This is a genomic window from Burkholderia sp. BCC0097, from assembly GCF_902832985.1.
In the GTDB taxonomy this organism is placed as follows: Bacteria; Pseudomonadota; Gammaproteobacteria; order Burkholderiales; family Burkholderiaceae; genus Burkholderia; species Burkholderia orbicola.
This window is the reverse complement of record NZ_CADFDM010000005.1, coordinates 535,240-547,227: the sequence shown is the minus strand read 5'-3', so window position 1 is coordinate 547,227 and position 11,988 is coordinate 535,240. Positions and strand designations below refer to the sequence as shown.

Annotated in this window: 12 protein-coding genes; 5 read left to right on the top strand and 7 right to left on the bottom strand. The window is 67.3% G+C overall.

What is annotated here, in order from left to right:
- Nucleotides 1–107: 107 nt before the first annotated feature.
- On the bottom strand, nucleotides 108–626 hold the full coding sequence (locus HWX07_RS20160; RefSeq protein ID WP_175808317.1) for an Rrf2 family transcriptional regulator: 519 nt from the start codon (nucleotides 624–626) through the stop codon (nucleotides 108–110).
- A 231-nt stretch (nucleotides 627–857) separates the two neighbouring features.
- On the opposite strand from HWX07_RS20160, the gene HWX07_RS20155 reads away from it, so the two are divergent.
- The gene (locus tag HWX07_RS20155; RefSeq protein ID WP_175877433.1) at nucleotides 858–1,418 is read left to right on the top strand and encodes a group III truncated hemoglobin; all 561 of its coding nucleotides are present in this window, start codon (nucleotides 858–860) and stop codon (nucleotides 1,416–1,418) included.
- 62 nt (nucleotides 1,419–1,480) lie between these two features.
- Here the strand turns inward: HWX07_RS20155 and HWX07_RS20150 are convergent, their stop codons facing one another.
- The 6 genes from HWX07_RS20150 to HWX07_RS20125 all read right to left on the bottom strand — a co-directional run bounded on the left by HWX07_RS20150 (nucleotide 1,481) and on the right by HWX07_RS20125 (nucleotide 7,823).
- Nucleotides 1,481–1,957 carry a molybdenum cofactor biosynthesis protein MoaE gene (locus tag HWX07_RS20150; RefSeq protein WP_175808319.1) on the bottom strand — a complete coding sequence of 159 codons (477 nt, stop codon included), beginning with the start codon at nucleotides 1,955–1,957 and terminating at the stop codon, nucleotides 1,481–1,483.
- A 9-nt stretch (nucleotides 1,958–1,966) separates the two neighbouring features.
- On the bottom strand, nucleotides 1,967–2,224 hold the full coding sequence (gene moaD, locus HWX07_RS20145) for a molybdopterin converting factor subunit 1 (RefSeq protein WP_006478642.1): 258 nt from the start codon (nucleotides 2,222–2,224) through the stop codon (nucleotides 1,967–1,969).
- A gap of 19 nt (nucleotides 2,225–2,243) precedes the next feature.
- On the bottom strand, nucleotides 2,244–3,491 hold the full coding sequence (glp, locus tag HWX07_RS20140; protein WP_175877432.1) for a gephyrin-like molybdotransferase Glp: 1,248 nt from the start codon (nucleotides 3,489–3,491) through the stop codon (nucleotides 2,244–2,246).
- A 247-nt stretch (nucleotides 3,492–3,738) separates the two neighbouring features.
- Nucleotides 3,739–5,190: a threonine synthase gene (thrC, locus tag HWX07_RS20135; protein WP_124461810.1), complete on the bottom strand. Its 1,452-nt coding sequence runs from the start codon at nucleotides 5,188–5,190 to the stop codon at nucleotides 3,739–3,741.
- Between the two features lie 12 nt (nucleotides 5,191–5,202).
- Nucleotides 5,203–6,531: a homoserine dehydrogenase gene (locus HWX07_RS20130; protein WP_175808322.1), complete on the bottom strand. Its 1,329-nt coding sequence runs from the start codon at nucleotides 6,529–6,531 to the stop codon at nucleotides 5,203–5,205.
- A 53-nt stretch (nucleotides 6,532–6,584) separates the two neighbouring features.
- Nucleotides 6,585–7,823, bottom strand: coding sequence for a pyridoxal phosphate-dependent aminotransferase (locus HWX07_RS20125; RefSeq protein WP_023476852.1), 1,239 nt, complete (start codon nucleotides 7,821–7,823; stop codon nucleotides 6,585–6,587).
- A gap of 316 nt (nucleotides 7,824–8,139) precedes the next feature.
- On the opposite strand from HWX07_RS20125, the gene HWX07_RS20120 reads away from it, so the two are divergent.
- From HWX07_RS20120 to HWX07_RS20105, 4 genes are all read left to right on the top strand, one after another.
- Entirely contained in the window at nucleotides 8,140–8,514 is a 375-nt protein-coding gene (locus tag HWX07_RS20120) for an Mth938-like domain-containing protein (RefSeq protein WP_053526290.1), read from the top strand.
- Nucleotides 8,515–8,638: 124 nt separating this feature from the next.
- Complete coding sequence (locus HWX07_RS20115) at nucleotides 8,639–10,315, top strand: glycosyltransferase family 39 protein (RefSeq protein WP_124482323.1); 1,677 nt, start codon at nucleotides 8,639–8,641, stop codon at nucleotides 10,313–10,315.
- Nucleotides 10,316–10,328: 13 nt separating this feature from the next.
- Nucleotides 10,329–10,700, top strand: a complete 372-nt coding sequence (locus HWX07_RS20110) for an EamA family transporter (protein WP_006478635.1) — start codon at nucleotides 10,329–10,331, stop codon at nucleotides 10,698–10,700.
- 130 nt (nucleotides 10,701–10,830) lie between these two features.
- Nucleotides 10,831–11,982, top strand: a complete 1,152-nt coding sequence (locus HWX07_RS20105) for a DegT/DnrJ/EryC1/StrS aminotransferase family protein (RefSeq protein WP_175808324.1) — start codon at nucleotides 10,831–10,833, stop codon at nucleotides 11,980–11,982.
- Nucleotides 11,983–11,988: the final 6 nt, after the last annotated feature.

Here is an 11,988-nt window from a genome sequence, read left to right as displayed (position 1 = left end):
GGTTATGCGGCTTTCAAGCGAAATTCGGGTTGATTCAGCGCAAAAATTGCCGGATCGCCGGCAAGCGGCCCGGCGACGCAAGGGGGTGGGCACGCGGCGCCCGCGTGTCAGTGGGCGTCGGACGACGGCTCGGCGGCCGCCGACGCTTCGCCCGGTGCCGATGCGGCACGCACGAGCGCGACCGGACGAATGCCGAGCAGCGCCGCGAGCGGCGAGCCGGGCTCGGCCAGTTCGCCGAGCGTGTGACGATCGAGTTCCGCGAAGAACGCATCGAGCGCGACCGCCAGTACGCCCTTCAGCCGGCACTGCGGCTCGATCACGCAGCCGCGCGAGTCGCTGCCGTCGGACGAAAAGCAGCCGACCAGCGCGAAGTCGTTCTCGGTCGCCCGCACGACCTGGCCGACCGTCAATCGCAGTGAATCGGCGAATAGCCGCAGCCCACCGTTGCGCCCGCGCACGGTGTCGACCCAGCCGAGCTCGCCGAGCTGCTGGACGACTTTCATCAGATGGTTCTTCGAGATGCCGTAGGCGTCCGAGATCTCCTGGATCGTCGCGAGCCCTTCGCCGCGCACCGCCAGGTACAGCATCACGCGCAGCGAATAGTCGGTGTAGTCGGTGAGTCTCATGAGCGAATACGGAAAATATCGATCGTGCCCCGATTAGATGAACCGGGCCGATCGATGGCGCCGTTGCGCGGCCCCGGGTTGCCGGGATCGCGTGCGCGCAATAAGATGCGTGACATCTACACGTTTTCCAGGGGTTATTGGACGCTATTTTGCGTCAAAATCCGGCCGGCGTCCTGCTCGTCACCCGCGCCGCCGCCCCGCCGCTGCCCCGATCTACCGGCCCTTTTTGTCATGACTGCCCTGCCCGCCTCGCCCGAACCCGCACCGGCCCGCCCCCGCGACGCCGAGCCGACCGTAGACAACATCCGCGATCTTGTCTACGCGTTCTACGACCGCGTTCGCGCCGATCCGCTGCTCGGGCCCGTGTTCGACGCGAAGCTCGCCGGCCGCTGGGACGACCATTTGCCGAAGATGGTGACGTTCTGGTCAAGCCTCGTGCTCGGCACCAAGGGCTATCGCGGCAACGTGCAACAGGCGCACCAGCCGCTCGACGGCGTCGAACCGGCCCATTTCAGCCGCTGGCTGTCGCTGTTCCTGAAAACGGTCGAAGCGCGCTACGCGCCGCCTGCGGCGATCCGCTTCATGGAGCCCGCGCTGCGGATCGCGCAGAGCCTGCAGTTGAGCCGGTTCGGCTGGGATTACCGGATTCCGCCCGAGCAGCAGGCGCTGCTCGACGCGATCGCGCCGCGCCGCCGCGACGCGGGCGACGATCCGCACGCGTTGCCGTCGCGCGCCCGCGGCGAGCCGTTTCCGACGAAGATCATCGGGCGCGGCGTCGACCCGGACGCGTAACGCCCGTCGTGCGCGACACCGGTGCGCATGCGGCACATCGCCGCACCGCTCGCGCGCCGCGCTCAGCGCGACGTATTGCCCGACTCGACGCCCCAGCGCGCGAGCGCAGCGTCGTCGGTACTGCGCGCATCGACCCAGCGCTCGCCGTCCGGCGTCGTTTCCTTCTTCCAGAACGGCGCTTCGGTCTTCAGATAGTCCATCACGAATTCGCACGACGCGAACGCATCGCCGCGGTGCGACGCGACCGTCGCGACCATCACGATCTGGTCGAGCGGCAGCAGCCTGCCGACGCGGTGCACGATCGCGACGTCGATGCCCGGCCAGCGCCGGCCGGCCTCCGCCGCGATCCGCTCGAGCGCCTTCTCGGTCATGCCGGGATAGTGCTCGAGCTCCATCGCGGCGACTGCATCGCCTTCGTTCAGGTCGCGCACCGTGCCGACGAAGCACGCAAGCGCACCGATCTTCGGGTTGCGCGCACGCAATGCCGCCACTTCGGCATTCAGGTCGAAATCGTCGGCCTGGACTCGTATCGTTGCCATCGCCCGCCCTCAGCCGCCCGTCACCGGCGGGAAGAACGCGACTTCGCAGCCCTCGGTGAGCCGCGTGTCGGGATCGGTCATCTCGTGGTTGCACGCCATGCGCAACGCGCGCCCTTCGGCCAGCGTGTCGGCCCATGCGCCACCGCGCACGCGCAGCCATGCGCGCACGTCGCCGACGGTCGTCACGCTGTCCGGCACGTTGGCTTCTTCATCGGCCACGCCCAGCGCCTCGCGCACGCTTGCAAAAAATTTCAGTTGAATCTTCATGGTTCGGGAAGCCGTCGCGTTACGACAGTAATTCGGAAAACGGAATGAAACGCACGGTCTCACCTGCGCTGATCGCGTGCTGCGGCGGATTGTCGATCAGGCCGTCGCCCCAGACCGTCGACGTCAGCACGGCCGAGCTCTGGTTCGGGAACAGGTCGAGACCGCCGGCCGCGTTGACGCGCGCACGCAGGAATTCGTTGCGCCGGTCGCCCTTGCTCTGCGAAAAATCGGCACGCAGCGACAACGCGCGCGGCGCGACGTCGCGCACGCCGGACAGGCGCAGCAGGAACGGCCGCACGAACAGCAGGAACGTGACGAAGCTCGAGACGGGGTTGCCGGGCAGCCCGATGAAGTGCGCGTCGGCGCGCTCGTCGCCGCGGCGCACCGCGCCGTACGCGAGCGGCTTGCCGGGCTTCATCGCGATCTGCCACAGCGCGAGCCGCCCTTCGGCCTCGACGGCCGGCTTCACGTGATCCTCGTCGCCGACCGACACGCCGCCGCTCGTCAGGATCACGTCGTGATCGCGGGCAGCCTCGCGCAGCGTGTCGCGCGTCGCGGCGAGCGAGTCGGGCACGATCCCGTAGTCGGTCACGTGACAGCCGAGCCGCTCCAGCAGCCCGCGCAGCGTGAAGCGGTTCGAGTTGTAGATCGCGCCGGGCTTCAGCGGCTCGCCCGGCATCGTCAGTTCGTCGCCGGTGAAGAACACCGCCACGCGAATCCGCCGCGCGACCGACAACTCCGCGCAGCCGACCGATGCGGCAAGACCCAGCGCATGCGGCGTGAGCCGCGTGCCGGCCGGCAAGATCACCGCACCCTGGCGGATGTCCGCGCCCTGCGCGGTGATCCATTCACCGGCCTTCGGCGTGTGCAGGATCTCGACTGCGTCGCCGTCGGCCGCTGCCTGCTCCTGCATCACGACGGCGTCGGCGCCGGGCGGCACCGTCGCGCCGGTGAAGATCCGCGCGGCCGTGCCGGCCGCAAGCGGTTGCGCCGGCTGGCCGGCCGGAATGCGCTGCGACACCGGCAAGCGCCGATCGCCGTGCAGCAAATCGGCGACGCGCACCGCATAGCCGTCCATCGCGCTGGTATGCATCGGCGGCACGTCGAGCGGCGAGCTCACGTCGGCCGCCAGCACGCGGCCGAGCGCATCGAGCGTGGCGACGGTTTCGGCGCCTGGCAGCGGCTTCGCGGCATCGAGCAGCGCGGCGAGCGCCTCGGCGGTCGACAGCATCGGCGCGCGCGGCGCCGCGGGATTCGGGTTCGACATCGATGGAATCGGGGATCGTTGGAATCAATACGTCATTGTAGCGACGCCGTCATGCGAACGCGCGATATGGCGGGCATGCGAAGACTGTGATCAGCGCTAACGCGCGGGTCTGGCACTTGTTTCGCGCGACGGACGATGTCCGCGTGCCCAACCCGCGTGCCAAACGAAACGGCCGGAACCCCGATCCGTTCAACGAATCGGCGTTCCGGCCGTCCTGCGCCGCCGGGCCCGCGGGCCCGGCCGTGCGTCATGCGCCCGTATGGGCGGCGATGAAGTCCTTCACCTGCTGCGCGTCGGCCTTCACGACCTCGAAGCGCTGCGGCAGCGCCTCGAGCCCGTCGAAGGCGGCCGGCCGCTCGGCTTCGCGATCGAGCGCTTCTCGGATCGTCTCGCCGAACTTGATCGGCTGCGCCGTCTCGAGCACGACCATCGGCACACCGGCCTCCAGATGCTCGCGCGCGACCTTCACGCCGTCGGCCGTATGCGTATCGATCATCGTGTCGTAGCGCGAGAACACGTCGCGGATGGTCGCGATGCGGTCGGCATGGCTGCTGCGGCCCGACACGAAGCCGAATTCGGCGACGCGTGCAAAATCGCCGCTTGCCGCGAGATCGAAGCCGCCCTTCTCCTCGACGTCGCGGAACAGTTGCATCACGCGCGCCGGATCGCGGCCGAGCAGGTCGAACACGAAGCGCTCGAAGTTCGATGCCTTCGAGATGTCCATGCTCGGGCTGCTCGTGTGATAGGTGTGCTCGGCGCTGCGCACGCGATACGCGCCGGTGCGGAAGAATTCGTCGAGCACGTCGTTCTCGTTGGTCGCGACCACCAGCTTCGCGATCGGCAGCCCCATCATCCGCGCGATGTGGCCCGCGCAGACGTTGCCGAAGTTGCCCGACGGCACCGTGAACGACACGCGCTCGTCGTTCGACTGCGTCGCCGCGAAGTAGCCCTTGAAGTAGTACACGACCTGCGCGACGACGCGCGCCCAGTTGATCGAGTTGACGGTGCCGATCTTCTGCTGCGCCTTGAACGCGTGATCGTTCGACACGGCCTTCACGATGTCCTGGCAGTCGTCGAACACGCCTTCGACCGCGAGGTTGAAGATGTTCGGGTCCTGCAGGCTGAACATCTGCGCCGTCTGGAACGCGCTCATCTTCTTGTGCGGCGACAGCATGAACACGCGCACGCCGGCCTTGCCGCGCATCGCGTATTCGGCCGCGCTGCCGGTGTCGCCCGACGTCGCGCCGAGGATGTTCAGCGCTTCGCCGTGCTTCGCGAGCGTGTACTCGAACAGGTTGCCGAGCAGCTGCATCGCCATGTCCTTGAACGCGAGCGTCGGGCCGTTCGACAGTTCGAGCAGCGACAGCGCCGCGCCGTGTTCGGTGCCGAGCGTCTTCAGCGGCGTGATGTCGGACGCGTTCTCGCCGTGGCGCGTGTTGCTGTACACGGCAGCCGTGTAAGTGCGGCGCGTGATCGCGCGCAGGTCGTCGGCCGGCACGTCGTCGCAGAACTTCGACAGGATCTCGAACGCGAGATCCGCGTACGACAGCGTGCGCCAGCGCGCAAGCTCGTCGGCGGACACCTTCGGATACTCGGCCGGCAGGTAGAGCCCGCCGTCCTTCGCGAGACCGCCGAGCAGGATGTCGGAGAACGTATGGCGCTCGCCGATGCCGGCGCCGCGCGTGGAGATGTAGTTCATGTCGTCCTCGGATCAGTTCAGCGCTTCCATGCGCAGCTTCGTTACCTTCGAGACCACCGTCGCCAGGCTCTCGATCTGCGCGATCGCCGCATTGACGTTCTTCTCGACCGTCTCGTGCGTGATCAGGATGATGTCGGTCTCGCCGTTGGCGCCGTCGATCTGCTCCGACTCCTTCTGCAGCAGCGCGTCGATCGAGATGCCCGATTCGGCGAGGATGCGCGTGATCGCGGCGAGCACGCCGGTCTGGTCGGCCACGCGCAGGCGCAGGTAATAGCCGCTCGTCACTTCCTCGATCGGCAAAATCGGCGTGTTCGACAGGCTGTCCGGCTGGAATGCGAGGTGCGGCACGCGATGCTCGGGGTCCGCCGTGTGCAGGCGCGTGACGTCGACGAGATCCGCGACGACCGCCGACGCGGTCGGCTCCGCGCCCGCGCCCTTGCCGTAGTACAGCGTCGTGCCGACTGCATCGCCGTGCACGACGACCGCGTTCATCGCGCCCTCGACGTTCGCGAGCAGGCGCTTTTCCGGGATCAGCGTCGGGTGCACGCGCAGCTCGATGCCGTTGGCGGCGCGGCGCGCGATGCCGAGCAGCTTGATCCGGTAGCCGAGCTCTTCCGCGTAGCGGATGTCGGTCGCGTCGAGCTTGCTGATGCCCTCGACGTACGCGCGGTCGAACTGCACCGGCACGCCGAACGCGATCGCGCTCATGATCGTCGCCTTGTGCGCGGCGTCGACGCCTTCGATGTCGAAGGTCGGATCGGCTTCCGCGTAGCCGAGCTCCTGCGCGGCCTTCAGCGCGGTCGCGAAGTCGAGCCCGCGGTCGCGCATTTCCGACAGGATGTAGTTCGTCGTGCCGTTGATGATGCCGGCGATGTACTGGATGCGGTTCGCGGTCAGGCCTTCGCGCAGCGCCTTGATGATCGGGATGCCGCCGGCGACGGCCGCCTCGAACGCGACCATCACGCCCTTCTCGCGCGCGGCTTCGAAGATCTCGGTGCCGTGCACCGCGAGCAGCGCCTTGTTCGCCGTCACGACGTGCTTGCCGTTCGCGATCGCGCGCAGCACGAGCTCGCGCGCGATGCCCGTGCCGCCGATCATCTCGGCGACGATCGCGATCGACGGATCGTCGACGACCGCGTTGAAATCGTCGGTGATCTGCGCGGTGCCGGCGTCACCGCCGAGCGCCGCCTGCGCCTTGGCCGGGTTGCGCACGGCAATACGCGCGACCTCGATGCCGCGCCCCGCGCGTCGTTTGATTTCTTCCTGGTTGCGGTGCAACACCGTGAAGGTGCCGCTGCCGACGGTGCCGAAGCCCAACAGGCCAACTTTGATCGGTTCCATGCTGCGTGTGATCGATGAGTAAGAAGTAGTGAGTTGCGTATGGCCCTGCCCGCTCAGACCGAATGGCGCTTGCGGTAGCCGTCGAGGAAGCGTGCGATCCGGTTGATCGAATCGGCCAGGTCGTCGAGGTTCGGCAGGAAGACCACGCGGAAGTGGTCCGGCGTCGCCCAGTTGAAACCCGTGCCCTGTACGAGCAGCACGCGCTCCTCGAGCAACAGGTCGAGAATGAACTGCTGGTCGTTCTGGATCGGGTAAAGCTTCGGGTCGAGGCGCGGGAACATATACAGCGCGGCCTGCGGCTTCACGCAGGTCACGCCCGGGATCGACGTCAGCATGTCATACGCGAGTTCGCGCTGCTTGTACAGGCGCCCGCTCGGCACGATCAGCTCGTTGATGCTCTGGTAGCCGCCGAGCGCCGTCTGGATCGCGAACTGGCCGGGCACGTTCGCGCACAGGCGCATCGACGACAGGATGCCGAGCCCTTCGAGGTAGTCCTTCGCGCGCCGGCGGTTGTCGCCGCCGAGGCCCGACACGGCCATCCAGCCCGCGCGGTAGCCGCACGAGCGATAGCTCTTCGACAGGCTGTTGAACGTGACGGTGATCACATCCTCCGACAGCGAACCCAGCGCCGTATGCTCGAGGCCGTCGTAGACGATCTTGTCGTAGACCTCGTCGGCGAACACGATCAGCCCGTGCTGGCGCGCGATCTCGAGCAGTTCGAGCAGCAATTCGTCGGAATAAAGCGCGCCGGTCGGATTGTTCGGGTTGATCACGACGATCGCCTTCGTGTTCGGCGTGATCTTGCTGCGGATGTCGTCGGGATCGGGCATCCACGCGTTCTGCTCGTCGCACACGTAGTGCACGGGCGTGCCGCCCGACAGGCTCACGGCCGCCGTCCACAGCGGGTAGTCGGGCGCGGGCAGCAGCACTTCGTCGCCGTCGTTCAGGAGCGCCTGGGTCGCCATCACGATCAGCTCGGACGCGCCGTTGCCGATGTAGATGTCGTCGAGGCCGACGCCGACGACGCCCTTTTCCTGCGTGTAGTGCATCACCGCCTTGCGCGCTGAGAACACGCCCTTCGAATCCGAATAGCCGGACGACGCCGGCAGGTTGCGGATCATGTCCTGGATGATCTCGTCCGGCGCGTCGAAACCGAACGGCGCGAGGTTGCCGATGTTCAGCTTGATGATGCGGTGGCCTTCTTCCTCGAGGCGCTTCGCGTGCTCGAGCACCGGGCCACGGATGTCGTAGCAGACGTTGAGCAGCTTGTTCGACTTCTGAATCGGTTTCACGACGACACGGTTCCTGGGTTGGCCTTGCGGCCGGGGGGACGGGATCAAAACTGGAAAGCGGCCGGTCTGTGCGCGCTGTCTAGGCTGGGAAAAAGCGGCGGTCGGACGCGGCTTGTGGCGACGCACGACGCAAGTGGCGCCCGGGGGCGACCAAAAAGTTATAATTTAGCGGATTTTGGCCGACTTTCGCAATGCACCATAGCCGCGCCGGGCCCGCGCCGTCGGGCGTCCGCGCGTGCCCCGGCGCGCGAAACCGGCCAGCGGGGCCCCTGCGGCCCGGCCGATCCATTCCCCTACGGAACCGCGGAATACCGATTTGAAACTGCACCAGGACACGAGCGGCGCGCTCAACACCGTCACCGGCTACGGCCCCGATTATGTCGACGTCAATCTCGAACGCCATGAAACGAGCGTCATCGTGCTGCCCGGCGCGCCGGTCCAGGCCTGGCCCGTGTCGTCGTTCGAGGCGCTCGCTCCCGAGCATTTCGCGATGCTGCTCGACCCGACGCCCGAACTCGTGATCTTCGGCAGCGGCGCGCGGCTGCGCTTCCCGCACCCGCGCCTCGTCGCGGCGCTCACCGCGAAACGGATCGGCGTCGAGACGATGGATTTCCAGGCCGCCTGCCGCACCTACAACATCCTGATGGCCGAGGGCCGCAAAGTCGCCGCCGCGCTCTTAATTGAACGTTAATCCCCGATGCGGTAAAACTCGGGCCGGCGCAGCGGGTCGATCCCCCGATCGGCCCGGCCAGGCCGCCCGCCCCCGGCGCTGCCCGCCGGCGGCCCCGTCACAACAACCAACAGGCTGAAAACCCATGAACGATACGCCGTCGAGGCTACCGCTCAATCGCATCACGCTCGTCCTCCTGCTCGTCGCGCTCGCGATCGTCTGGTTCGCGCCGCTCGGGCTGCGCCACCTGATCCCCAGCGACGAAGGCCGCTATGCGGAAATGGCGCGCGAGATGTTCGTCACCGGCGACTGGATCACGCCGCGCTACAACGGCTACAAATACTTCGAGAAGCCGCCGCTGCAGACCTGGCTGAACGCGCTGACGTTCGCGTGGTTCGGTATCGGCGAATGGCAGGCGCGCCTCTACACGGCCGTCGCGAGCTTCGCCGGCGTGCTGCTCGTCGGCTACACCGGCGCGCGCCTGTTCAACCCGCTGTCAGGTTTCCTCGCGGCCGTCGTGCTGGCCAGCGCGCCGTACTGGAATCTGATGGGCCACTTCAACGCGCTCGACATGGGGCTCGCGTTCTGGATGGCGCTGTCGCTCTGCTCGCTGCTGCTCGCGCAGCGGCCCGGGCTGCGCCCGGCGGCGGTACGCGGCTGGATGTGGGCGTGCTGGGCCGCGATGGCGTTCGCGGTGCTGTCCAAGGGCCTCGTCGGGCTGATCCTGCCCGGCGCCGTGCTCGTGCTGTATACGCTGATCGCGCGCGACTGGGCGCTGTGGAAGCGCCTGTATCTCGTCAGCGGCCTCGTGATCTTCTTTGCGATCGTCACGCCGTGGTTCGTGCTGGTCCAGCAGCGCAACCCCGAGTTCTTCAACTTCTTCTTCGTCGTCCAGCAGTTCCGCCGGTACCTGACCCCGGAACAGAACCGCCCGGGCCCGCTGTACTACTTCGTGCCCGTGCTGCTGGTCGGCTTCCTGCCGTGGCTGTCGGTCGCGTGGCAAAGCATCCGCCATGCGCTGCGCATGCCGCGCCAGCCCAACGGCTTCTCGCCGATGCTCGTGCTGCTGATCTGGAGCGCGTTCATCTTCCTGTTCTTCAGCGCGTCGCACTCGAAGCTGATCTCGTACGTGCTGCCGGTCGCGCCGGCGCTCGCGCTGATCATCGGCGCTTACCTGCCGCTGATGACGGCCGACCGCTTCCGCCGCCACCTGCTCGGCTACCTCGTGTTCTTCGTCGCCGCGGCGTTCGGGATCATCTTCCTCGCGTACCAGGGCGACGCCCGCACGCCGAACGCGCTGTACCGGGCGTTCCAGATGTGGCTGTACGCCGGCCTCGCGGTCTCGGCCGCGCTGACGCTCGCGGCCGCCTGGCTGAACCGCCGCGCGGGCGTGGCCGCCGCGCTCGCGGCGTTCGGCGCCGCGTGGCTCGCGTTCGGCACGATCGGCGGCACCGGGCACGACGAGTTCGGCCGCTACAGCTCGGGCGCGCTGCTGGCACCGGCCGTGCGCGCCGAACTGGCGAAGCTGCCGCCCGACACGCCGTTCTACTCGATCGAAATGCTCGATCACACGTTCCCGTTCTACATGGGCCACACGACGATCATGGTCCAGCGCCAGGACGAGCTCGCGTTCGGGATCTCGGTCGAGCCGAACAAGTGGGTCCCGACCGTCGGCGAATGGATCACGCGCTGGAAGCAGGACACCCATGCGCTCGCGATCATGCCGCCCGGCCAGTACGACGCGCTGGTCAAGGAAGGCGTGCCGATGCGCGTGATCGCGCGCGACAACCGCCGCGTGATCGTCGAGAAACCGCAATCGTAAGGACGTCCCCCGCATGAACCCCGTTTCGTTCGTCTGCATCGTCACCGGCGTGATGCTCAACGCCTGTGCGCAACTTCTGCTGAAAGCCGGCGTCAACGCCGTTGGACACTTCGAATTCAGCCGTGCGAACATCCTCCCGGTCGGCCTGAAGATCGCGACCCAGCTGCCGATCATCGGTGGGCTCGGCTGCTACGTGCTGAGCGTCGTGGTGTGGATCGTCGGGCTGTCGCGGGTCGACGTGTCGATCGCGTATCCGATGCTGTCGCTCGGCTACGTGGTCAATGCGTTCGCGGCGTGGTACCTGTTCGGCGAGGTGCTGTCGGTCCAGAAGCTCGTCGGCATCGGCATCATCCTGATCGGTGTGCTCGTGCTGGCGCGCAGTTGAGCGCGGCCCGCGGCGTTAAGCGTCCGCCTACAAAAAATCACGGTACGAATCCGCCAACCGGTGTTTAATGCCGGTTTCGGGCGGATCGCCCGACCCTTTTATTACACGCCATTACAGGCCAAACGCGTTCATGAGCCAGACTACCGCTCCGTTTCTGCCGTTCACCCGCCCCGAAATCGATGAGGAAACCATCCAGGGCGTCGTCGACGTGTTGCGCTCGGGCTGGATCACCACCGGCCCGCAGTGCCAGAAATTCGAGGCCGCGCTGTCCGAGTACTGCGGCGGCCGTCCGGTCCGCGCCTTCAATTCGGGCACCTGCACGCTCGAGATCGGCCTGCGCATCGCCGGCGTCGGCCCCGGCGACGAGGTGATCACGACGCCGGCGTCGTGGGTCTCGACCAGCAACGTGATCATCGAGACGGGCGCGACGCCCGTGTTCGCGGACATCGACCCCGTCACGCGCAACATCGACCTCGACAAGCTCGAGCAGGCGATCACGCCGCGCACCAAGGCGATCATCCCCGTGTTCCTGTCCGGCCTGCCGGTCGACATGGACCGCCTGTACGCGATCGCCCGCGCGCACGACCTGCGCGTGATCGAGGATGCCGCGCAGGCATTCGGCTCGACGTGGAACGGCAAGCGCATCGGCGCGATCGGCGACATCGTGTCGTTCAGCTTCCACGCGAACAAGAACCTGACGACGATCGAAGGCGGCGCGCTCGTGCTGAACAACGACGACGAAGCGGCGCTCGCGCAGAAGTACCGGCTGCAGGGCATCACGCGCACCGGCTTCGACGGGATGGACTGCGACGTGCTCGGCGGCAAGTACAACCTGACCGACGTCGCCGCGCGCGTCGGCCTCGGCCAGTTGCCGCACCTCGAGCGCTTCACCGCGCAGCGCCGTGCGCTCGCCCGTGCGTATTTCGCCGCGTTCGACGGCGGCGCGGCCGTGAAGCTCGGCCTCGGCCTGCCGGTCGCCGAATTCGAGAACGGCAACTGGCACATGTTCCTGGTCACGCTGCCGCTCGAGCGGCTGACGATCACGCGCGCCGAATTCATGGCGCAGATGAAGGAACGCGGCATCGGCACCGGAATCCACTATCCGGCGATCCATCTTTTCACGCTGTACCGTGCGCGCGGCTTCAAGGAGGGCATGTTCCCCCACGCCGAACGGTACGGTGCGTCGACCGTCACGCTGCCGCTGTTCACGCAGATGACGGAAGGCGACGTGCGTCGCGTGGTCGACGCCGTCAATCAGATTTGCGAACAATACGGAAAATAAGCGTAC

Coding starts and splice junctions, on each gene's coding strand:
- HWX07_RS20160 (WP_175808317.1), bottom strand. CDS start 626: ATGAGACTCACCGACTACACCGACTATTCGCTGCGCGTGATGCTGTAC.
- HWX07_RS20115 (WP_124482323.1), top strand. CDS start 8,639: ATGAACGATACGCCGTCGAGGCTACCGCTCAATCGCATCACGCTCGTC.
- moaD (WP_006478642.1), bottom strand. CDS start 2,224: ATGAAGATTCAACTGAAATTTTTTGCAAGCGTGCGCGAGGCGCTGGGC.
- HWX07_RS20105 (WP_175808324.1), top strand. CDS start 10,831: ATGAGCCAGACTACCGCTCCGTTTCTGCCGTTCACCCGCCCCGAAATC.
- glp (WP_175877432.1), bottom strand. CDS start 3,491: ATGTCGAACCCGAATCCCGCGGCGCCGCGCGCGCCGATGCTGTCGACC.
- HWX07_RS20110 (WP_006478635.1), top strand. CDS start 10,329: ATGAACCCCGTTTCGTTCGTCTGCATCGTCACCGGCGTGATGCTCAAC.
- HWX07_RS20130 (WP_175808322.1), bottom strand. CDS start 6,531: ATGGAACCGATCAAAGTTGGCCTGTTGGGCTTCGGCACCGTCGGCAGC.
- HWX07_RS20155 (WP_175877433.1), top strand. CDS start 858: ATGACTGCCCTGCCCGCCTCGCCCGAACCCGCACCGGCCCGCCCCCGC.
- HWX07_RS20150 (WP_175808319.1), bottom strand. CDS start 1,957: ATGGCAACGATACGAGTCCAGGCCGACGATTTCGACCTGAATGCCGAA.
- thrC (WP_124461810.1), bottom strand. CDS start 5,190: ATGAACTACATCTCCACGCGCGGCGCCGGCATCGGCGAGCGCCATACG.